At 70.9% G+C, this 20,736-nt stretch carries 17 protein-coding genes; 14 read left to right on the top strand and 3 right to left on the bottom strand.

Translation table 11 applies throughout. The features are described from left to right. The first annotated feature begins 58 nt into the window (after positions 1–58). The 3 genes from AB0C35_RS02620 (at position 59) to AB0C35_RS02610 (ending at position 3,789) form a co-directional block, all read left to right on the top strand. Positions 59–1,549, top strand: a complete 1,491-nt coding sequence (locus AB0C35_RS02620) for an aldehyde dehydrogenase family protein (RefSeq protein WP_358449641.1) — start codon at positions 59–61, stop codon at positions 1,547–1,549. Between the two features lie 147 nt (positions 1,550–1,696). Then, on the top strand, positions 1,697–2,866 hold the full coding sequence (locus AB0C35_RS02615) for a hypothetical protein (protein ID WP_358449639.1): 1,170 nt from the start codon (positions 1,697–1,699) through the stop codon (positions 2,864–2,866). Between the two features lie 149 nt (positions 2,867–3,015). Then, complete coding sequence (locus tag AB0C35_RS02610) at positions 3,016–3,789, top strand: SDR family oxidoreductase (RefSeq protein ID WP_358449637.1); 774 nt, start codon at positions 3,016–3,018, stop codon at positions 3,787–3,789. 57 nt (positions 3,790–3,846) lie between these two features. Here AB0C35_RS02610 and AB0C35_RS02605 read toward each other — a convergent pair whose 3' ends face one another. After that, complete coding sequence (locus tag AB0C35_RS02605) at positions 3,847–4,839, bottom strand: LacI family DNA-binding transcriptional regulator (protein WP_358449635.1); 993 nt, start codon at positions 4,837–4,839, stop codon at positions 3,847–3,849. 248 nt (positions 4,840–5,087) lie between these two features. Between AB0C35_RS02605 and AB0C35_RS02600 the strand changes: the two genes are divergently transcribed. Beyond that, positions 5,088–6,482, top strand: coding sequence for a glycoside hydrolase family 16 protein (locus tag AB0C35_RS02600; RefSeq protein WP_358449633.1), 1,395 nt, complete (start codon positions 5,088–5,090; stop codon positions 6,480–6,482). Positions 6,483–6,562: 80 nt separating this feature from the next. Here AB0C35_RS02600 and AB0C35_RS02595 read toward each other — a convergent pair whose 3' ends face one another. Next, on the bottom strand, positions 6,563–7,606 hold the full coding sequence (locus AB0C35_RS02595; protein ID WP_358449865.1) for a LacI family DNA-binding transcriptional regulator: 1,044 nt from the start codon (positions 7,604–7,606) through the stop codon (positions 6,563–6,565). A gap of 602 nt (positions 7,607–8,208) precedes the next feature. Here AB0C35_RS02595 and AB0C35_RS02590 point away from each other — a divergent pair. From AB0C35_RS02590 to AB0C35_RS02560, 7 genes are all read left to right on the top strand, one after another. Next, entirely contained in the window at positions 8,209–9,522 is a 1,314-nt protein-coding gene (locus AB0C35_RS02590) for an ABC transporter substrate-binding protein (RefSeq protein WP_358449631.1), read from the top strand. A 109-nt stretch (positions 9,523–9,631) separates the two neighbouring features. Beyond that, complete coding sequence (locus AB0C35_RS02585; protein WP_358449629.1) at positions 9,632–10,579, top strand: sugar ABC transporter permease; 948 nt, start codon at positions 9,632–9,634, stop codon at positions 10,577–10,579. After that, entirely contained in the window at positions 10,576–11,436 is an 861-nt protein-coding gene (locus AB0C35_RS02580; protein ID WP_358449627.1) for a carbohydrate ABC transporter permease, read from the top strand. The genes AB0C35_RS02585 and AB0C35_RS02580 overlap by 4 nt, the downstream gene beginning before the upstream one ends. A gap of 89 nt (positions 11,437–11,525) precedes the next feature. Continuing rightward, entirely contained in the window at positions 11,526–14,021 is a 2,496-nt protein-coding gene (locus AB0C35_RS02575) for a glycoside hydrolase family 2 protein (RefSeq protein WP_358449863.1), read from the top strand. Then, entirely contained in the window at positions 14,018–14,950 is a 933-nt protein-coding gene (locus AB0C35_RS02570; RefSeq protein ID WP_358449625.1) for an ROK family protein, read from the top strand. Before AB0C35_RS02575 ends, AB0C35_RS02570 begins: the two co-directional genes overlap by 4 nt. Before the next feature lie 13 nt (positions 14,951–14,963). Next, a complete protein-coding gene (locus AB0C35_RS02565) occupies positions 14,964–16,049 on the top strand; it encodes a glycosyl hydrolase (protein ID WP_358449623.1) in 1,086 nt (361 codons plus the stop codon). A gap of 20 nt (positions 16,050–16,069) precedes the next feature. Further along, the gene (locus AB0C35_RS02560) at positions 16,070–16,414 is read left to right on the top strand and encodes a phosphomannose isomerase type II C-terminal cupin domain (protein WP_358449621.1); all 345 of its coding nucleotides are present in this window, start codon (positions 16,070–16,072) and stop codon (positions 16,412–16,414) included. A 66-nt stretch (positions 16,415–16,480) separates the two neighbouring features. Here the strand turns inward: AB0C35_RS02560 and AB0C35_RS02555 are convergent, their stop codons facing one another. Continuing rightward, positions 16,481–17,377 (bottom strand): alpha/beta fold hydrolase, encoded by an 897-nt coding sequence (locus tag AB0C35_RS02555; RefSeq protein ID WP_358449619.1) that lies wholly within the window; start codon positions 17,375–17,377, stop codon positions 16,481–16,483. Positions 17,378–17,648: 271 nt separating this feature from the next. Here AB0C35_RS02555 and AB0C35_RS02550 point away from each other — a divergent pair, with 271 nt between their 5' ends. From AB0C35_RS02550 to AB0C35_RS02540, 3 genes are read left to right on the top strand one after another with little or no spacing between them, the layout of a single operon-like run. After that, on the top strand, positions 17,649–18,716 hold the full coding sequence (locus AB0C35_RS02550) for an iron ABC transporter permease (RefSeq protein ID WP_358449618.1): 1,068 nt from the start codon (positions 17,649–17,651) through the stop codon (positions 18,714–18,716). Continuing rightward, positions 18,713–19,783: an iron ABC transporter permease gene (locus AB0C35_RS02545; protein ID WP_358449616.1), complete on the top strand. Its 1,071-nt coding sequence runs from the start codon at positions 18,713–18,715 to the stop codon at positions 19,781–19,783. The genes AB0C35_RS02550 and AB0C35_RS02545 overlap by 4 nt, the downstream gene beginning before the upstream one ends. Positions 19,784–19,830: 47 nt before the next feature. Then, positions 19,831–20,649, top strand: a complete 819-nt coding sequence (locus tag AB0C35_RS02540; RefSeq protein ID WP_358449861.1) for an ABC transporter ATP-binding protein — start codon at positions 19,831–19,833, stop codon at positions 20,647–20,649. Positions 20,650–20,736: the final 87 nt, after the last annotated feature.

Genomic DNA, 20,736 nt, shown 5'->3' with positions numbered 1-20,736 from the left:
TCCTGATGGCAGTCTTCTAGGCGGCAGCAGACGACGCGAGCGAGGAGAACCAACCCCCATGGCTGAAGCTGAGCCCACCGGGAACGGCTGGCGCAAGCCGCGCGTCGGGCACTTCATCGGCGGCGAATGGGTGGAGTCCGCCTCCGGGCGCTCGTACCTGAACCGCTCCCCGTGGTCCGGCGAGACGCTCAGCGAGGTCGCCGCCGGCGACATCGAGGACGCCGACCGGGCCGTCGCCGCGGCCCACGCGGCGTTCGAAGGCTGGTCGCGGTCGCTGCCGCACCGGCGCCAGTCGGTCTTCCTGCGCGCGGCCGACATCCTGGAGCGTCGCGGCGACGAGGTGCTCGGCGCCCTCGCCGCGGAGACCGGCTGCGGCCGCGTCTTCGGCGGCGTGCAGCTCGGCTTCGCGATCAAGCTGCTCCGCCAGGCCGCCCACCTGGCCTACATGCCGGCGGGTGAGCTGCTGCCGTCGGACGTCGAGGGCACCAGGGCGATGGCCGTACGGCGTCCCGTGGGCGTGGTCGCGGCGATCGCGCCGTGGAACGCCTCGCTGACCCTCGCGGGACGGGCGATCGTCGGGCCGCTCGCGCTCGGCAACACCGTGGTGCTGAAACCGTCCGAGGACTCCCCGTACACGGGGGGCGCGCTCTGGGCGGAGATCCTCCACGAGGCAGGCCTGCCCGCCGGGGTGCTCAACGTCGTCACCCACGCTCCCGGCGAGGCGGGCGGCATCGGCGACGCGCTGCTCGCCAGTCCGCTGGTCAAACGGATCAACTTCACCGGCTCCACGCCGACCGGCCGCCGCCTCGCCGAGAAGGCCGGACGGCACCTGAAGCGGGTGGTGCTGCAGCTCAGCGGCCAGAACCCGCTCATCGTCGCGGGCGACGCCGACCTCGACTACGCCGTGAACGCCGCCACCTACGGTGCGTTCGTGCACCAGGGGCAGGTGTGCATGTGCGCCAGGCGCATCTACGTCGAACGCCCGCTGGCCGAAAAGTTCGCCGAGCGGTTCGCGGCCAGGGCGGCGGCGCTTCCGACGGGCGACCCGTCCGACCCGGCCACCGTCGTGGGCCCGGTGATCAACGAGTGGGCCCTGGCCCTCCTCGACCGCCGCGTCAAGGAGGCGGTCGGTCTCGGCGTCCGCGTCCTGGCCGGCGGCGTCCCCGAGCCGCCGTGCTACCCGGCGACGGTGCTCGCCGACGTGCCCGACGAGGCCGAGATCGCGCAGGGCGAGACGTTCGGCCCCGTCGTCATTCTGGAGACGGTCGACTCGGCCGAGGAGGCCGTCGTCCGCGCCAACGCCTCGGACTTCGGCCTCGTCGCGTCCGTGATCACCGGCGACGTCCGGCGCGGCCTCCGCCTGGCCTCGGCGCTCGACGTCGGCATCGTCCACGTCAACGACCAGCCCGTCAACGACGAGCCCCAGATGCCGTTCGGCGGCGTCAAGGACTCGGGGTGGGGGCGATTCGGGTTGGGGTTCGCGGCCGAGGAGTTCTGCGACCTCCAGTGGACGACCGTCCGCGACCAGGACCGCGAATTCCCCTTCTGACCTGCTTCTCAAGCCGGCCGGCCGGTGGCGTGCCGCGCTGACCGGCGCCTGATCGACACCGCGAAACCCGTGAAAGGGCCCTTGTCGGCGGCGCATCGCCTTGGTTGCCTGGAAAGCGCTTTCCGATCTAGAGGCAAGGTGAGTGCCATGAAGACCCCCACCCCGGCGGCACGTCGCCGGAGCGCCCGAGCCGTCGTGTTCGCCGCCGTGTTGATCGCTTCGGGCGCGGCGGTGGGGCTGACGGCGCCGCCCGCGTCCGCCGCCTGCGGTGACCGCTCGTCCTACAACGCGGAGGCGGTGCGGAGCGGCGGCACGTGGACCGCGCGCAACGGCGGCCGGACCGTGTACAGCGGCGGCGACATGCGGGCGGCCGTCCAGGCCGCGATCGACAGCCTCACCTCGGGACGCACCTCCAAGGAGTGGGTGGTGGTGCGCGGCGACGGTTCGATGAGCGCGGACTCACGGATCTCGATGCGGAGCCACACGGGGATCGATATCTGCGGCACCATCAACGTGACCGGCTCGGGCTCCGGCGACAAGGCGCCGATCTACGCCCGCGGTGTGCGCGACATCGAGGTGGGTTACCTGTACCTCACCGGAAGCCCCCTGTACGGGATCTTCATGCGGAACGTCGAGAACGTCGTCCTCGGCGACATTCAGATGCGCCTCTCCAGCGGCCTGGGCGTCCGCGTCGACAACCACGGCGACCGCAGCGTGCCTTCCCGCAACATCCGCATAGACCAGGTGTACGTCTCCGGGACCAGCACCCACGGTGTGGAGACCTACGGTGTGGACGGTCTCACCATCAACCGGGTGACCGCGCGCGACACCGGCGGCTCCGGCCTGCTGCTCAACGACACCGTCAACGCCACCGTGACCCGGGTCGACGCGGACGGCGCCGGCACCGGCACCGGTTACGCCGCGCTGCGGTTCGCGAACCGCAACGGCCGGGTGGGAGACGGGTATCCCACCAACATCCACGTGGGAAGCGTCAAGGCCCGCGGCGGCGGGCGCGGCATCTTCTGCGTCTCCGAGAGCGGCGGCGCCGTGATCGACTACGTGGACATCGCCTACACCGGCAACAACGCCGTCCTGCTGGAGAACTGCTACAACATGACGATCGCCCGCACGTCGGGCACGATCGACGGCGGCGGCGACGTCCGGATCGCCGCGCGCTCCGAGTTCCCGCCGTCCCGCGACATCACCCTGCAGAACCTGAACGTGGCGAACACCGACATCAGGTGGAGTCCCTGCTCTGGCAGCAACATCGTCATCCGCAACGTGACCCGCACCAACTCGAACCTCTATTGGTGCTGAGCTGAAAGGGCCGGCGGAAGGCGTCGAACGCCGACGGCCGTGCCGCGCCGGGCCGTGCTGCTCATCGGGATGCCCACTGGCGCGGCCGGGGCGGGGCGTGTTGGGTACGGCGAACGGACACGCCGCGAACACGCCCAAGGGGGAACCCGATGTCCTTTCCGCTGCCCAACAACTCCCACGACCTGTCCGGCGAGGTCGCCCTGGTGACCGGGGCGACGTCGGGGCTGGGACGCCGGTTCGCCAAGACGCTGGCGGCCGCGGGAGCCGTCGTGGCGGTCGCGGGGCGGCGCGCCGACCGGCTGGAGACCCTGGTCAAGGAGATCGAGGAGGACGGCGGGCGGGCGGTGTCCGTCCCCCTCGACGTGCGGGACGCCGAGGCGATCAAGGCCGCGGTGGCCGCCGCGGAGGAGGCGTGCGGGCTGATCACGATCCTGGTCAACAACGCCGGCGTCCCCGACGCGAAGCTCGCCCACAAGATGAGCGTGGACGTGCTCGACTCGGTGCTCGGCACGAACCTGCGCGGCCCGTGGCTGCTGGCGACCGCGGTGGGCCGCCGGCTGATCGAGGAGGGCAGGCCCGGCCGGATCGTGAACATCTCCTCGATGGGCGCCTTCCACGTGGCGGGCAGCGGCACCGCGCTGTACTCGGTCACCAAGGCCGCGCTGAACCGGATGACCGAGGCGCTCGCGGTGGAGTGGGCGCGCAACCACATCAACGTGAACGCGATCGCTCCGGGCACCTTCAGCTCGGAGATGATGGACGGCATGATCGAGCGGGTGGGCGACTTCACCGGCGCGTTCCCGCGCAAGCGGATGGGGGACCCGGCGCAGCTGGACAGCACGCTGCTCTACCTCGTCTCACCTGCCTCGGAGTTCGTCACCGGCACCGTCGTCAAGGTGGACGACGGCCAGCTCCCGCGCTGACCCGCACTCCGGGCCCCGTGGCCCCGGGCCCGGCGCGCACGACCACGAGCGGCCGGCTCAGGTGGAGTCGCGGACGACGAGCTCGGTGGGGAAGATCACCGGCTCGGCCTGGTCGTCGACCCCGGCGAGCAGGATCCGGACGACGGCCCGGGCGACCTCCGCGATGGGCTGGCGGACGGTGGTCAGCGGCGGATCGGTGTATCGAGCGGCATCGATGTCGTCGAAGCCGACGACGGCGACGTCGTCGGGGACCCGGCGACCCGCCTTCCGCAGGGAGTGCAAGGCGCCGGTCGCCATCAGGTCGCTCGCCGCGAACACCGCGTCGAGACCGGGGTCGTCCTCCAGGAGCTGGTCCATCGCCGCCGCGCCCGACTCGCGGGTGAAGTCCCCTATGGCGGCCAGGGACCGGCGGCCGGTTCCGGAGAGGATCTCGCGGTAGCCGGCCAGCCGGTCCAGCCCCGCTGACATGTCGAGCGGACCGGTGATGGTGGCGATGCGCCGCCGGCCCCTGGCCAGAAGGTGCTCCACGGCGGCCCGCGCGCCCCCGACGTTGTCGACGTCGCAGTACGGCGGCTTGGCCGCGGACACCGGCCGGCCGTGCGACACCACGGGTACGCCCGTCCGCAGGAGGGCCGCGGGCAGGGGATCGGAGCCGTGCTGGGAGAGCAGGATGACCCCGTCCACATGGCGGCCCGCGACGTACCGCTCGACTCTCGCCTGGCCCGCCGGTGAGGAGGGGATCATGAGCACGACCTGTTTGTCGGCGGCCTCCAGCTCCTGGCTCACGGTCCGTACGACCAGAGAGAAGAAGGGGTCGTCGGAGAAAACGCGGGCGAGCGGTTCGGAGACGACCAGCCCGATCGATCCAGTGCGCTGGGTCACCAGGCTGCGGGCCGCCGAGTTGGGGATGTAGCCGAGTTCCTCGACGGCGCGCAGGACGACCGTGCGGATCTGCGGGTTCACGGTGGCCGACCCGTTGACCACGCGCGACACCGTGGCCCGGGAGACCCCGGCCCTGGCCGCCACGGCTTCCAGCGTGGGACGTTTCATGCCGACCCTCTCACCGTCACCCTCGGCCCGTTCGGGACGACCCTACGAGCAGTCTCTCGCAAGAGAGCGATTTCTTCAGGAACCCACAACCGCTGGCAGCCGCTGCTAGACGCACCATTATGCACAAGGGCGCGGTGAGAGAGCGCTCTCTTGCCTCTTGACGGACCGCCCCGGCCGGGTGACATTGACCCCACCAGAGGGCAGGCACCCCGCGCTTGCTCCCACCCCCACTCTGGAGGCCCCCCGCCATGACCTCACTGAGACATCCCCGGCTCTGGCGCAGGTCCGTGCTCGCCGTGCTCGCCGCCGCGCTTCCGGTGGCGGTCGCCGCCGCCGTGACGCCACCGGCCGCCGGCGCGTCCGTCCCGCCGCCCCCGGCGGGCTGGAGCCAGGTCTGGAGCGACGACTTCGACGGCTCGGCCGGCTCGCTCCCCTCGTCCGCGAACTGGATCATCGATACCGGACACGGGTACCCGGGAGGCCCGGGCAACTGGGGCACCGGTGAGATCCAGAACTACACCGCCGACCCCGCCAACGTCAGCCTGGACGGCAGCGGCAACCTGCGCATCACTCCGATCAAGACGGCTTCGGGCGGGTGGACGTCGGCCCGCATCGAGACCCGGCGGGCCGACTTCAAGCCCGCCGACGGCCGCGTCCTGCGCATCGAGGGACGGATCCAGATGCCCAACGTCACCGGCGCCCAGGCCCTGGGCTACTGGCCCGCGTTCTGGGCCCTGGGCTCCCCGTACCGGGGCAACTACTGGAACTGGCCGTCGATCGGCGAGTTCGACATCATGGAGAACGTCAACGGGATCAACTCGGTCTGGGCCGTCCTGCACTGCGGCGTAAGCCCCGGCGGCCCGTGCAACGAGACGACCGGGCTCGGCGCCAGCCGCGCCTGCCCCGGCACGTCCTGTCAGGCGGGCATGCACACCTACCGCTTCGAGTGGGACCGCAGCGTCAGCCCCAACCAGCTGCGCTGGTACGTGGACGGCCAGCAGTTCCACAGCGTCAGCCAGAACCAGCTCGACGCCACCACCTGGGCGAACATGACCGGGCACGGCGGCTACTTCCTGCTGCTCAACGTGGCGATGGGCGGCGCGTTCCCCAACGGCGTCGCCGGGCAGGCCACGCCCACCGCGAGCACCGTCTCGGGACGCCCCATGATCGTCGACTACGTCGCGGTCTGGCAGAGCGGCGACTCCGACACCCCGCCCCCGACGGGCGGCGAGGTCGACGCCCGCTCGACCATCCAGGCGGAGAGCCGGCAGGCGCAGTCGGGCACGCAGCTCGAGACCACCACCGACACCGGAGGCGGCCAGAACGTCGCCTTCATCACTAACGGCGACTGGCTGCGCTACGACGGCGTCGAATTCGGCGGCGCCCCGGCCACGCAGTTCCGCGCCAGGGTCGCCTCGGGCGCGGCAGGCGGGGTCAGCGGCCTGGTGCAGGTGCGGCTGGACAGCCGGACCGGCTCGGTGATCGGCGAATTCGCCGTCGCCAACACCGGCGGCTGGCAGAGCTGGCGGACGGTGCCCGCCAACATCTCCGGGGTGACCGGCACCCACACCGTCTACATCACCTTCAGCAGCGGCCAACCGGCCGACTTCGTCAACCTCAACTGGTTCACCTTCGCCGACTGACCGCCCCTCCAGCGCCCACCGCCGACCCGCCCCGGGGTCGGCGGTGGGCCGGACGAGCGTCGTCGGCTCGCCGATCCGGTCTACATCGCCGCCGTCGAATGCGGGGGGCGGGCAGTCGATGCGCGGGGCACCAGGCTCGGGGACGGTGCGGGGTGGGAGGGATGTTCCACGCCGTTCATGATGTCGAACAGGGCATGGGTCACCTCGGCGCCGAAGGCGTGGATGTCGTGGCTCATGGCCGACAGGGTGGGGCGGGTGAGCTGGCAGAGCTGGGAGTCGTCCCAGGCGAGGAGGGACAGGTCCTCGGGGACCGAGAGGCCGAACTCATCGGCGACGCTGAGCGCGGCCACGGCCATGAGGTCGTTGTCGAAGATGATCGCGGTGGGCCGGTCCGGTGCCAGCAGCAGGCTCCGGCAGGCGCGGCCGCCCTGGTCGGCGGAGAAGTCCGCCACGGCGGTGCGTCCTTCGACGCCGAGTTCCGCGGTCAGTTCCTCGAAGGCCGTCGTGCGGATGACGGAGTGGCCGAGATCGGGCGGGCCGCTGACCCGGCCGATGCGGCGGTGGCCGAGCGCCACCAGGTAGCGGACGGCCTCGCCGATGGCCGCCGCGTCGTCGGTCCACACCGAGGTGAACGGGCCGGCCAGCGAGGGGTGGCCGACCACGACGGCGGGGAGGCCGATGCCGGCGAGCGCGGGGATGCGCGGGTCGTCCGCCTTGAGGTCGACGAGGATGCTGCCGTTGATGCGGCCGCCCTGCCACCACTCCTTGTGGACCTCGATCTCCTTGTCCGACTCGGTCACCCGCAGCAGGAGCGAGCAGTCGTGGTGCCCGAGGACGCTCTCGATACCGGAGATGAACTCCATGTAGAACGGTTCCAGGCCGAGCAGCCGGGCCGGGCGGGCGATGGACAACCCGACCGTGTGGACGGCGTGGCCCGACAGTGCGGCGGCGGCCTGGTTCGGACGCCAGCCGAGGTCGCGGGCCGCCTTGAGGATCCGTTCCTTGGTCGCCGCCGAGACGCCCGGACGGTCGTGCAGCGCAATCGTCACCGCCGAGGGTGACACCCCGGCCCGCGCCGCGACATCCTTGATCGTCGTCCTGCGCTCCTTGCGGGCCGCGCCCATCCCCGTCACAGCGACAACCGCCCCTTCTCGTTTGCGTGCGGACTCCTCGACCGCAGTCAATCTACCCGGTGGTCCGCTTGAACGCGCCAGTGCTCTGGGTCTCTCGCTGGTAACACCGACATCCCCTATGGGCCCGTTGCCCAGGGCATCCATCGGATGGCGGCCCATCCACTTGGGGAGATCGGGGACTGTAACGATCGATGCAACGAGGTCGGTATCCGACTTCGAGGGGAGGGCCAGCTTCAAGCGGGGGAGCGAACCTGGGCGTGACGCCGTCGCTTCTCGGTGCCGGGTCCCGAACGCCGGGCTCCGGTACGGCATCACGGCGGGAGATTACGGTATCGATTTAGTCGCCGCCGTGAAGTGACAACTGAAGGCACGGACGGCGATTTAGTGGCTTTGAACTGGGGTTATGCATTCTCCTAGCGGACGTGTGCCGACGTGCTCCTGTTCAGCGTTCGAGAAAGACTAGATCGTTCTATGGACACTGCCGACGCTTGCGTTTAGGTTAAGCAGCCAACCAGCCGCTTGGGCTCAGGGCGAGACGTCCGCCGTTGTGCCGGATGCGGTGCGGCGCAGCAGTCCAGACGTGAGGAGACGACGTGCGACGAATACGCGTGACGGCGGTCGCGACCGTGCTGACGGTCGGCCTCACCGCCTGCGGCGGTGGCACGGACGGCGGAAGCAATGAGATCGTCCGGGTCCCGACCGATCCGTCCAAGGTGTCGGGTTCGATCACGGTCCTGACGAACCGGACCGACCAGGTTCAGGACGGGACCACCGAGAAGTACGCGGCGGAGTTCAAGAAGATCTATCCCAACGTCGAAGTCGAGTTCCAGGGGATCACCGACTACGAAGGCAACGTCAAGATCCGCATGAACAGCGAGGACTACGGCGATGTCCTCGCGATCCCCGTGTCTGTGCCCGCGAGCCGGTACCCGAACTTCTTCGCGCCGCTCGGCACGGCGGAGGAGCTGTCGAAGAAGTACGAGTTCACCCAGTCGGGCACCGTGGACGGCAAGGTCTACGGCATCCCCAACATCGGCGTCGCCAACGGGTTCGTCTACAACAAGAAGGTCTGGGAGCAGGCCGGCGTCACCGAGTGGCCGAAGACTCCCGCCGAGTTCCTCGCGGCGCTCAAGGCGATCAAGAGCAAGACGGACGCGACGCCGTACTACACCAACTACAAGGACGCCTGGCCGCTGACGAACTGGTCGAACGCCATTGGTTCGCCGAGCTGCGACGCCAAGGCGTTCGACGAGCTCGCCGGGACGAAGGAGCCGTGGGCCTCCGGCACGGGGCTGCACGTCGTCGACAAGCTCCTGTACGACGTCGTGGACCAGGGGCTCTCGGAGAAGGATCCGAACACCACGAACTGGGAGAATTCGAAGAACCTCATCGCGACCGGCCAGATCGGGGCGATGTGGCTCGGCTCGTGGGCCATCGTGCAGATGAAGGAGGCCGCGAAGAAGGCCGGGGAGAATCCGGACGACATCGGCTTCATGCCTTTCCCCACGCAGGTGGGAGGGAAGTTCTGCACCGCCGTCAGGCCGGACTACCTGTTCGGCATCAACAGGCACAGCGACAGCAAGCCGGCGGCCCGTGCCTGGATCGAGTGGTTCATCACCAAATCCGGCGATGCGGAGAAGTCCCTGTCGATCTCCTCGGTGCGGGGCACGCCGCTGCCCAGCAGCCTCAAGCCGTACGAGGAGGCCGGGGTGAAGTTCGTCGAGATGAGCTATGCGAAGTACGCCACGGTCCTGGACATCGACAAGGCGTCCGAGGTCGGCCTGCAGGCGCCGGACTACCGCCAGCATCTGGTGGACGTCGCGCGAGGGGCGGCGGACGGTGATCTGCCCGGCATCTTCGGCGACCTCAACGGGAAGTGGTCGCAGGCGCAGAGCACGATCGGCTGAGGCGGGCCGCGCGGTCCGGGCGTCCGGGCACAGGCGCCCGGACCGCGGCGCACGAAGCAGGCACCCGACAGCAGGCACCCGACAGCAGGCACGCGGAAAGAAGGAGCGCATGTCGGTTTCTCGTGTGACCGGAGCTCGCCGCGAGCTCCCGTCCGCCACGGACGCGCGACCGGAGTCCGGACGGTCCCGCGCCGCCCGCCGCAGGCGATGGTGCACGCCCTGGCTCTACCTGCTGGTGCCGTTGGCGCTGCTGGGGGCGTTCACCTATGTCCCCGTCGTGAACATGTTCTTCTACAGCTTCACCGACTGGGACGGACTGAGCCCGGACCGCGATTTCGTGGGGGCCGGCAATTACGTCGATCTGTTCACCCGGTCGCAGTACTTCGGGGTCTTCACCGTCAGCCTGTTCTACCTGGTCGGCTCCGCCGTGCAGATCGCCGTGGCCCTTTACTTCGCGACGATCCTGAGCTTCAGCACCCGGTTCCAGAACCTGTTCAAGGGAATCCTCTTCTTCCCTTACATGGTCAACGGCGTCGCCATCGGTTTCGTGTTCCTCTACTTCTTCCAGCCGGGCGGGACGCTCGACACGGTGCTGGGGCTGGTCGGTATGGAGCCGCGGCTGTGGCTCGGTGATCCCGATCTGGTGAACACGTCGCTGGCCGGAGTGTCGGTCTGGCGGTTCATGGGGCTGAACCTGGTGCTGTTCATCGGGGCGATCCAGTCGATCCCGCCCGAGCTGTACGAGGCGGCCGCGCTGGACGGGGCGTCCCGGTGGCAGCAGTTCCGGCACATCATCGCGCCCGGCATCAAGCCGATCATCAGCCTGAGCGTGATCCTGGCGGTCTCCGGTGCCCTGTCGGTCTTCGAGATCCCGTACATCATGACGGGCGGGTCGAACAACAGCGAGACCTTCGTCATACAGACGATCGAGCTGGCGTTCGACTTCAACAAGGTCGGCCTCGCGTCCGCCTCCGCCGTCGTGCTGCTGCTCATCGTCCTGCTGATCACCTGGGTCCAGCGGCTGCTGATCCCCGACGAGAGGGTGGAACTGTCATGACCGCGATCGCGGGACGCGGCGGCACCCCGCTGCGCCGGGGGTTCGCCGGCCTCCTCAAGTACGCCACCCTGATCATCGCGAGCGCCGTCGTCATCGTGCCGCTGCTCGCGGTCGTCCTCACCTCCCTGCGGACCGGCGGCGAGATGTCGGGGGACCCCAACCCGCTGTCGGCGCCGGGCGACTGGTTCAACCTGCACAACTTCCAGGTGGCGTTCACTCAGGGCCACATGCTGCGGGCGCTCTGGAACACCGTGTTCATTCTGGTGTTCTCGCTGGCCGGGACAGTCCTCATCGGCTCGATGACGGCCTACGCCGTCGACCGTTTCGAGTTCCGGGGCAGGCGGCTCATCATGGGGCTCTTCCTGGTCGCGGCGCTCGTGCCGTCGGTGACCACGCAGGTCGCCACCTACCAGGTCGTCAACGAGTTGGGCGTCATGAACACCCGGCTGGCGCCGATCCTGCTCTACATGGGCACCGACATCGTGTCCATCTACATCTTCCTGCAGTTCATGCGCTCCATTCCCGTCTCCCTGGACGAGGCCGCCCGCATCGACGGCGCGGGCTCGTTCACCATCTACCGGCGCGTCATCCTGCCGCTGCTGCGGCCGGCGATCGCGACCGTCGTCATCGTGAAGGGGGTCATGATCTACAACGACTTCTACATCCCCTTCCTGTACATGCCCTCGGAGAACCTCGGGACGATCTCGACATCGCTGTTCCGGTTCAAGGGGCCGTTCGGTGCGCACTGGGAGGTGATCTCGGCGGGCGCCGCCCTGGTCATCCTGCCGAGCCTGGTCATCTTCCTGGTGCTGCAGCGCTTCATCTACAACGGCTTCGCCTCCGGCGCCACCAAGTAGGGAACCCGCGTCGGCCGGCCCGTCCCCGGCCGCCGCCGTCCCGGTCCGCCCGTCTACTAAAACGTTCTACCAAGGAGGTTGTGCTCGTGATGCAGAAGATGACCCTCGGCTCTGGGTGGACGCTTCGCCTCGTGGGAGGCGACGTCCCGGCGAGTGCGGAGGCCCTGCGGGACGCGCCCGTGCCCGCCCGGGTACCCGGTTGCACCCACGCCGACCTGCTGGCCGACGGGCTCATCCCCGACCCGTACCTGGACCGCAACGAGCTTGAGGTCGCCTGGGTCGGACGGGCGGACTGGCGGTACGACACGGCGCTTCCGGCCGTTCCGGACGGGTGCGAGCGCGTCGACCTGGTCTTCGACGGGCTGGACACGGTCGCGACGGTGACGCTCGACGGCGAACCCGTCGGGACGACCCGGAACATGCATCGCTCCTACCGGTTCGACGTCACCGGCAAGGCCCGCGCGGGCGCCGCGCTGTCGGTGCTGTTCACCTCCGCCTACACCGAGGCCGAAGCGCACAAGAGCCGTCTCGGCGCCCGGCCCAACGCCTACCCCGAACCGTTCAACTACATCCGGAAGATGGCATGCAGCTTCGGCTGGGACTGGGGCCCGACCCTGGTGACCGCCGGGATCTGGCGGCCGGTGCGGCTCGAGGGCTGGAGCGGCGCGCGGCTGGCCCGCGTCCGGCCGCTGGTGACCGTCGCCGGCGGCCGCGGCCGGGTGGCGGCCGTCCTCGACGTGGAACGCACCGCGGCGGGACGGGACCGCGCGCTGCGGGCGACCGTCGAGATCGACGGCCGGACCGCGACGGCCGACATCCCCGCCGGCGCGTCTTCGGCCACCGCCGTCCTGGACGTTCCGGATCCGGCCTTGTGGTGGCCCCGCGGCTACGGCGACCAGCCCCTGTACGGATGCCGGGTCGTCCTCTCCGATGCCGGGAGCGGCGCCGAACTGGACGTCTGGGAGCGGCGGATCGGGTTCCGGACGGTCGAACTCGACCAGTCCGCGGACGCGCACGGGACGGCGTTCACGCTGCGGATCAACGACGTGCCCGTCTTCGCGCGAGGTGTGAACTGGATCCCCGACGACGCGCTGCCGTCCCGCGTGACCCCCGACCGCTACCGGCACCGCCTGGCGCAGGCCGCCGCCGCGGGCGTGAACCTCGTCCGGGTCTGGGGCGGCGGCATCTATGAGGACCACGCCTTCTACGACGCCTGCGACGAGCTGGGCCTGCTGGTCTGGCAGGACTTCCCCTTCGCCTGCGCCGCCTACCCCGAGGAGCAGCCGCTGCGGGGCGAGGTCGAGGCCGAGTCGCGCGAGAACGTGGTGCGGCTCATGCCTCACGCGAGCCTGGTCCTGTGGAACGGCAACAACGAGAACCTGTGGGGTTTCCGCGACTGGGGCTGGGAGGACGACCTCGCGGGCGACAGCTGGGGCGAGGGCTACTACCTCGGGCTGCTGCCCCGGATCGTCGCCGAGCTGGACCCGTCCCGGCCCTACAGCCCGGGAAGTCCCTGGTCGGGGTCGTGGGACCGCCACCCGAACGACCCCGCGCACGGTCCGTCCCACTTCTGGGAGGTGTGGAACCGCCGTGACTACACCGACTACCTGGCGGACGTGCCTCGCTTCGCCGCCGAGTTCGGCTGGCAGGCGCCGCCGGCCTACGCGACCGTGCGGGCGGCGCTGCCCGGCGAGGAACCCGCCCCGGATTCACCCGGCATGCTGCACCACCAGAAGGCCGAGGACGGCAACGGCAAGCTGGAGCGCGGCCTGGCCCACCACTTCCGCGCCCCGGCGGGCTTCGACGACTGGCACTACCTCACCCAGGTCAACCAGGCCCGGGCCATCGCCACCGGCGTCGCGCACTGGCGTTCGCACTGGCCCGTCTGCGCGGGCACGATCGTCTGGCAGCTCAACGACTGCTGGCCGGTCACCTCGTGGGCGGCGATCGACGGCGCGGCCCGCCCCAAACCGCTGTACCACGAGCTGCGCCGCCTGTACGCCGACCGGCTGCTGACGTTCCAGACACGCTCCGGCGCGCGCGTGCTGGCGGTCGACAACCAGTCGGACGAGCGGTGGGAGGGAGTCGCGGACGTCCGGCGGATGCTGGCGGACGGGACGGTCCTTGCCGAGGAGGTCGTGCCGTTCACGGTGGCGCCGCGCGCGGTGGAGCTGCTGCCGCTGCCGGACGGCATCGGTGAGTTCGCGGACCGGCGGACCGAACTCCTCGTCGCCGACGCCGATGGCCTGCGGGACGTCGTCCTCGGGTGCGAGGACGCCGAGTTCGCCTACCCGGTCGCGGACGTGGAGCTGGAGGCGCGCCCGGCGCCCGGCGGGCTCGAAGTGACCGCGCTCGAAGTGACGCTGACGGCCCGCACCTTCGTCCGCGACCTCCTGCTTCAGGCCGACCGGCTGGACCCGTCGGCCGAGGCCGACGTGGGCCTGATGACGCTGCTGCCCGGCGAGAGCCGCACGGTCACCGTGCGGGGCGGCGACCTGGCCGACGTCGGTCCCCTCGCGCTGCGGGCGGCCCTGTTCAGCGTCAACGCCGCCCAGGCGATGCTCGAAGGCGCGCCGCGATCATGACGGTGCTCGCCCTCGACATCGGCGGCACGAAGTTCGCCGCCGCCCATGTCGCCGCGGACGGGACGCTGCTCGCGCGGGCCGAGCGTCCCCCCGGGCCGGACCCGGCCGCGACGCTGCGCCGGCTCGTCGGAGACTTCGCCGCCCCCGGCCTCACCGCCGCCGGCATCGGCGCGGCCGGCCCGCTCGACGCCGGTGCGGGGACCGTCAGCCCCGTCAATATCCGGGCTTGGCGGGACTTCCCCATCGTCCAGGACGTGCACGACCGGCTCGGGGACCTTCCGGTGGCCCTCGCGGGCGACGCGCAGTGCATGGCGGTCGGCGAATGGTGGGTCGGGGGGCACGGCGCCGCGTCGCTGCTCGGCATCGTGGTCTCGACCGGGGTCGGGGCGGGACTGGTGCTGCGCGGGACGCCGGAGCTCGGCGCCGCCGGGAACGCCGGGCACCTCGGCCACATCGTCGTCGACCCCGCCGGCGGGCCTTGCGCGTGCGGGGCGCGGGGCTGCCTGGAGACCGTCGCGAGCGGACCGGGCATGGTGCGGTGGGCGCTCGCCCAAGGCTGGACGCCCGAACGCGGGGACGGCGAGGCGTCCGCCCAGGCACTCGCCGATGCCGCACGCGGCGGCGCGTCCGTCCCGCTCGCGGCCTTCGACCGTGCCGCGGACGCCCTGGCCCTCGCCGTCCGGACGGCAACGGCGCTGCTGGACGTCCCGGACGTGGTGATCGGCGGTGGTGTCAGCGCCGCCGGCGACCTGCTCCTTCCCGCGTTGCGCGACCGCGTCGCCCGGAGCGCCGGCCTGTCGTTCCTGCGCGAACCCCGGATCTCGCTCACCTCACTCGAACGGGACGCGGGCCTGTACGGGGCGACCGCCCTCGCCCTGCGGGCCACCGGAGTCCGGCTTCACCCCAGAACACGGAGAATCCATCTGTAGAGGAGAAAGGCACATGCATCACACCCACCCCCGGCCCACCCTCGGCGCGCTCGTCCGCGCCGCCGCCCCCGGGCCGGACGGCGGAGGCCGCCGCGCGGCCCGCGTCGTCCTGGCCGTCATCGTCGCCGCCGCGGCGGTCCTCGCCGTGACGTTCGTCCCGGCCCCGCGGGCCGAGGCGTTCCCGCCGTCGTCCAAGCGGGACGTCATCTCCTACCTGCACTCGATCACCGGCCGGTACGTCGTGTCCGGGCAGCACAACAAGGAGCCCGCGAGCCTGCCGAGCCAGTACACCCGGCAGGTTTACGAGGTCACCGGCCAGTACCCCGGCCTGTGGGGCGGGGACCTGATGTTCCGGGCCGAGGACATCGCCGACCGGCAGCGCGTCGTCGACCAGGCGAAGATCGAGTGGTCGCACGGGTCGCTCGTCACGCTGACCTGGCACGCCTGCACGCCGACCGGGCCCAGCACGTGCGAGTTCGAGGGCGGCGTGAAGACGAACATCTCCGATGCGCAGTTCACGCAGCTCGTCACCGGCGGCACCGCGCTCAACGCCGAGTGGAAGCGGCGGCTGGACGCGGTCGTCCCCTACCTCCGGCAGCTCAAGGACGCCGGGGTGCCGGTGCTGTTCCGTCCGCTGCACGAGATGAACGAGTCGTGGAACTGGTGGGGCGGCAGGCCCGGCCCGGACGGCAGCCGGAAGCTGTACCAGATCACCCGCGACCACCTGGCCGGCAAGGGCCTCGACAATCTCATCTGGGTCTGGAACGTCCAGGACAACCCCGCCGGCGGCTGGGCCGACTACTACCCGGGCCTGTCCTACGTCGACGTCGTCTCCCTGGACGCCTGGTACAAGAGCTACCCGAGCGCCGCGGACTATGGGCAGATCCAGCGGATCGCCGGCGGCAAGCCGATCGCCATCTCCGAGATGGGGAAGGTTCCGGACGCCGCGCTCCTCGAAGGCCAGACCCGCTGGAGCTACTTCATGGTCTGGTCGGAGCACCTGCGGGGCAACAACACCAACGCCGAGATCCAGAACGCCTACTTCCACCCCCGCGTCCTCAACCAGGGCGAGCTGGACCTGCCCGGTCCGCGGACATGACGGAGCAGGCGGGAGCACCGGTGAGCACCACCGAAATCCGTCCGTGGGGCCGCTTCACGGTGCTCGACGAATCCGCCGTGCACAAGGCCAAGCACATCCGCGTCGAGCCCGGCCGGCGGCTGTCCTACCAGCGTCACCGGCGCCGCAGCGAGCACTGGTTCGTCGTGACCGGCCCGATCCACGTCACCGTCGGCGATGAGGAGCGGATCCTGCGGGCGGGCGAGTCGATCGACATCCCCGCCGGCGCCGCGCACCGCGCCGCCAACCCCGGAACGCACCCGGTGATCTTCATCGAGGTGCAGACCGGTGACTACTTCGGAGAGGACGACATCACGCGCATCACCGACGACTACGAACGCGCCTGATGGCCGTTCGCGCCCGCACCTGGTCGGCAGGTGCGGGCGCGGGCGTGTTCGGCCGGTGGTCGAGGGTCATTCGGTGTTCGCGGCCTGGGCGGTGACGCGCTGGATGGCCTTGACGGCGACATCGGGCTGGTCGAGGTAGATGTAGTGCTCGCTGGTCTTGGCGGTGCTGAGGTCACTGCGGCTGGACACGCCGAGCCACTTGCGCTGTCCTTCGGACCAGGACTGCTCCAGGCGCGGCCCGTACTGGGGGAATGCGGCCAGGTACTGCTTGCCGTGCTGGATGATCTGGGCGGGGATGTTCCCGGCGGAGCGGACCTTGGCGTCGGTGATGGTGAGCCGCTCGGGATTGTCGCCCTGGTTGACGGCGAGGGTCTGCTTGCGCAGCTCGGCCGCCGGGCCGGTGGCCGAGGCGGGGATGGCGTTCTCGACGTCGGCGACCGTGCTGGGGGAGGTGGCGTCCATCAGGACCAGCCCCTTGACCCTGTCCTTGTGGTCGGGGGCGTACCGGGCGGCGATCATCCCACCCAGCGAGTGCCCGGCCAGCACGACCCGGCCGTCCCCGGCGACCCGGTCGAGCACCCCGGTCAGGATCTTCCCGGTGTCGGCGAAGGTCTGCGGTCCCTCGGGCCGGTCGCTGGCGCCTTCGCCGAGCCGGTCGTAGACGCAGACCCGGTTCTTCTGGCTCAGGGTCTTCTGCAGGGCGGCCATCTTGCCGAGCCCGTCGCCCAACCCGGGCAGAAGGACGATGACCGGCTTGCCGGCGGCCGGGCCGCCGGCACACGACACGTTCACCGACCGGCCCTCGACCTCGATCTTCTTGGTGCCGGTGAAGGCGTCGACGGGCTTCTGCGGGGACGGGGAGCCGGACGGCGACGAGCCCGTCCCGGAGATGTCGTCGCAGCCGGTGAGCCCCACGGTGGCGACGGCGCAGCAGACGGCGACGGCGGTGGCCTTGCGGATCACGATGTCCTCCAGGGAAGTGAATGCTCAGAAATCGATCCAGAAGCCGGCGTCGTGGAAAGGGCCGGTGCCTGCTCTCCCGCGCCGCGGCGATGCCGATGACGCTATGGATCAGGCGGCCCCGAGATCATCACCGCGCAGTGGACAATCGCCGGTAGCTCGCACGGGGGACGGAACCGCGGCCGGTCCACCGGAGTCGGCTTAGGTTAGGCTGCCCTTATTCGGTGGCCGATTTCGGAGGAAAAGTGGTGCTGGCCGGACTCGGCGCACACGGATGAGCGCTGTCACGGAGGAGCGGCCCGTGCCCGGCGTCGCGTCCGGGGTCGCGGCGGCGCGCAGGCGGCGGGTCGCGGGGCTGGGCGCCCTGGTGGCGATTCTCGTGGCCGCGGCGGCGGCGTCGCTGGTCGTCGGCGCGCGGGCGTTGAGTCCGGGCGAGGTCTGGGCCGGACTGTCCGCGGCGCCGGGGTCCGATCAGCGGCTCACCGAGATCAGGCTCATCGTGCAGACCGTGCGGGTGCCCCGGACGGTGCTCGCGGTCGTGGCGGGCGCCGCCCTGGGGATCGCCGGGGCGCTGATCCAGGGGTGCACGCGCAACCCGATCGCCGACACGGGCCTGCTGGGGGTGAACTCCGGCGCCTCGTTCGCCGTGGTGTCGGCGGTCTCCCTCTTCGGGCTCACCAACCCGTTCCAGTACGTCTGGTTCGCGTTCCTGGGTGCGGCGGTCGCCGGTGTCGTGGTGTTCGGGGTGGCGAGCATCGGGCGGGGGGCCGGCAACCCGTTGACGCTCGCGCTGGCCGGGCAGGGGATCACGGTGTTCCTCGCGGCGGTGACCACGGCGGTCGCGCTGTCGGACCGGCAGTCGCTGAACGCGTTGCGGTTCTGGAACGCGGGCTCGGTGACCGGTGTCGGGTTCGACGTCATCTGGCCGGTGGCCGCGTTCATCGCGGCCGGGCTGGTCCTGGCGGCGGTCACGCTGCCCGCCGTCAACCTCCTGACCCTCGGGGACGACGTCGCGCGAGCGCTCGGGGTGAACGTCGCGCTGAGCCGGACGGCCGCCATCGCCGCCATCACCCTCCTGGCGGGCGCGGCGACGGCCGCGTGCGGTCCCATCGCGTTCCTGGGGCTCATGGTGGCCCATGTGGCCCGGCATCTGACCGGGCCGGACTATCGGTGGCTGGTGCCGTACGCGGGTCTGCTCGGAGCCGTCGTCCTCATGGTCTGCGACATCGTGGGACGCGTGGTCGTGCGGCCGGGTGAACTGGACGCGGGCATCGTCGTCGCCCTCGTCGGCGCCCCGTTCTTCGCGGCTCTGGTGTGGCGCGGAAAGCTCAAGCACGCATGAACGAAGCGGACATCAAGCGGCAGGTGCCGCCGGGCGTGCGGCTCGGGAGCCTGTCGTTCGTGTGGCGGCCCTGGCCCGTCCTCGTCGCGCTGCTGCTCGCGGCGGCGACGTTCCTGGTGTTCTGCCTGTCCATCGGCGCCGGGGACTTCCCCATCGCGCTGCCCCGGGTGATCGCCACGATCTTCGGCGGCGGCGAGCGGGTCGACAAGTTCGTGATCATGGATTTGCGGATGCCGCGCGCCCTGGCCGGGCTCGTCGTGGGAATCGCGCTGGGGACGTCGGGGGCGATCACGCAGTCGATCGCGCGCAATCCGCTGGCCAGCCCGGACGTCCTGGGGATCACCCAGGGCGCCGGGGCGGTCGCGGTGGTCCTGCTCACGGTGTCGGGCGGGACCACGGCGGCGATCGCGGGCTCCGTCGGCCTGTCCGCGGCGGCGCTCGCGGGCGGTCTCGGCACGGGCCTGCTGGTGTACCTGCTGGCATGGCGGCGGGGGATCGACGGGTTCCGGCTCATCCTCATCGGCATTTCGGTGAGCGCCATGATGCAGGCGATCACGACCTGGCTGCTGATCACGGCCGACATCAGGGATGTGGCCCGGGCACAGGTGTGGCTGGTCGGCTCGCTGGACGGCCGATCGTGGGACGCGGTCTGGGTGGCGATCGGGTGCACGCTCGTCCTCACGGCCGTCGTCGCGGGCGCCGCCTTCCAGTTCAGGCCGATGCACTTCGGTGACGACGTCGCCGGGGGCCTGGGCGTCCGGTACTCGCTGGTGCGGGCGGTCATGCTGCTGTGCGCGGTGCTTCTGGCGGGGGTGGCGGTGAGCGCGGCGGGCCCGGTCCCGTTCGTCGCGCTGGTGGCGCCGCAGGTGGCGATGCGGTTGGCGCGATGCCCGACGCCGCCGCTGGTGGCCTCCGGTCTGGTGGGCGCCCTGCTGTTGGTCGGCGCGGACCTGGTGGCGCGCACGGTGCTGCCGGTCACTGTCCCGGTCGGCGTGGTCACCGCCGCGATCGGCGGCCCCTTCCTCGTCTACCTGCTGGTGCGGACGAACCTGAGACGGGCGGCGTGATGGTGAGCGGAAGGCGGAGCAGCGTGGATCTCGTGGGCGCCGAGCACATGACCGGGACCGAGCCGGGGGATCCCGCACGGCTCGCCGCCAGGGGCGTCGCGGTCGGGTACGGCGGCCGGACGGTCATCGACGGCCTCGACGTGACGATCCCGTCAGGCGTGATCACCACGATCATCGGCCCCAACGGCTGCGGGAAGTCGACCCTGCTGCGGACGCTGTCCCGGCTGCTCAAACCGGCCGGCGGCACGGTCGTGCTGGACGGCGACGACATCGGCAAGCTGAAGACCAGGGACGTGGCGAAAAAGCTCGGCCTGCTCCCGCAGGCGCCGGTCGCGCCGGAGGGGCTGACGGTGGCCGACCTGGTCGCGAGGGGCCGCCATCCGCACCAGGGCTGGCTGCGGCAGTGGTCGTCGGACGACGCCGCCGTCGTGGAGCGCGCGCTGGAGATGACGGGGGTGTCCGACCTCGCCGGCCGCCCGGTCGACACGCTGTCCGGCGGCCAGCGTCAGCGCGTCTGGATCTCGATGATCCTGGCCCAGGGCACCGATCTGCTGCTGCTGGACGAGCCGACCACCTATCTGGACCTGGCGTACGCGATCGATGTGCTGGACCTGGTGGACGACCTTCACGAGTCGGGGCGCACGGTGGTCATGGTGCTTCACGATCTCAATCTGGCGGCGCGCTACAGCGACAACCTCGTCGTGATGCGGGCGGGGTCGATCCTGGCGGAAGGGCATCCGCGGGACGTGATCACCGCGGAGCTGCTGCACGAGGCGTTCGGGCTGCGCGCCGAAGTGATCGACGACCCGGTGGGCGACCGGCCGCTGATCGTGCCGATCGGCCGCGCCCACGTCCGGAGCGGGTAGGCGCCACCCGGCCGAAGAGGGAACGAAAAGTTAGGTTAGCCTGCCCTTAGTTGGTCGTGTTAAGGTTCTTCCCGCCCGGAAACCGGG

Source organism: Spirillospora sp. NPDC048819 (genome assembly GCF_040650055.1).
In the GTDB taxonomy this organism is placed as follows: domain Bacteria; phylum Actinomycetota; class Actinomycetes; order Streptosporangiales; family Streptosporangiaceae; genus Spirillospora.
This window is presented reverse-complemented; position numbering and strand designations above follow the sequence as displayed.

Excerpts from the sequence above, each read along its gene's own strand:
- AB0C35_RS02570 (WP_358449625.1), top strand. The coding sequence starts at position 14,018 with ATGACGGTGCTCGCCCTCGACATCGGCGGCACGAAGTTCGCCGCCGCC.
- AB0C35_RS02550 (WP_358449618.1), top strand. The coding sequence starts at position 17,649 with ATGAGCGCTGTCACGGAGGAGCGGCCCGTGCCCGGCGTCGCGTCCGGG.
- AB0C35_RS02595 (WP_358449865.1), bottom strand. The coding sequence starts at position 7,606 with ATGGGCGCGGCCCGCAAGGAGCGCAGGACGACGATCAAGGATGTCGCG.
- AB0C35_RS02610 (WP_358449637.1), top strand. The coding sequence starts at position 3,016 with ATGTCCTTTCCGCTGCCCAACAACTCCCACGACCTGTCCGGCGAGGTC.
- AB0C35_RS02540 (WP_358449861.1), top strand. The coding sequence starts at position 19,831 with ATGACCGGGACCGAGCCGGGGGATCCCGCACGGCTCGCCGCCAGGGGC.
- AB0C35_RS02620 (WP_358449641.1), top strand. The coding sequence starts at position 59 with ATGGCTGAAGCTGAGCCCACCGGGAACGGCTGGCGCAAGCCGCGCGTC.
- AB0C35_RS02600 (WP_358449633.1), top strand. The coding sequence starts at position 5,088 with ATGACCTCACTGAGACATCCCCGGCTCTGGCGCAGGTCCGTGCTCGCC.
- AB0C35_RS02545 (WP_358449616.1), top strand. The coding sequence starts at position 18,713 with ATGAACGAAGCGGACATCAAGCGGCAGGTGCCGCCGGGCGTGCGGCTC.
- AB0C35_RS02605 (WP_358449635.1), bottom strand. The coding sequence starts at position 4,839 with ATGAAACGTCCCACGCTGGAAGCCGTGGCGGCCAGGGCCGGGGTCTCC.
- AB0C35_RS02585 (WP_358449629.1), top strand. The coding sequence starts at position 9,632 with ATGTCGGTTTCTCGTGTGACCGGAGCTCGCCGCGAGCTCCCGTCCGCC.
- AB0C35_RS02565 (WP_358449623.1), top strand. The coding sequence starts at position 14,964 with ATGCATCACACCCACCCCCGGCCCACCCTCGGCGCGCTCGTCCGCGCC.
- AB0C35_RS02580 (WP_358449627.1), top strand. The coding sequence starts at position 10,576 with ATGACCGCGATCGCGGGACGCGGCGGCACCCCGCTGCGCCGGGGGTTC.
- AB0C35_RS02615 (WP_358449639.1), top strand. The coding sequence starts at position 1,697 with ATGAAGACCCCCACCCCGGCGGCACGTCGCCGGAGCGCCCGAGCCGTC.
- AB0C35_RS02575 (WP_358449863.1), top strand. The coding sequence starts at position 11,526 with ATGCAGAAGATGACCCTCGGCTCTGGGTGGACGCTTCGCCTCGTGGGA.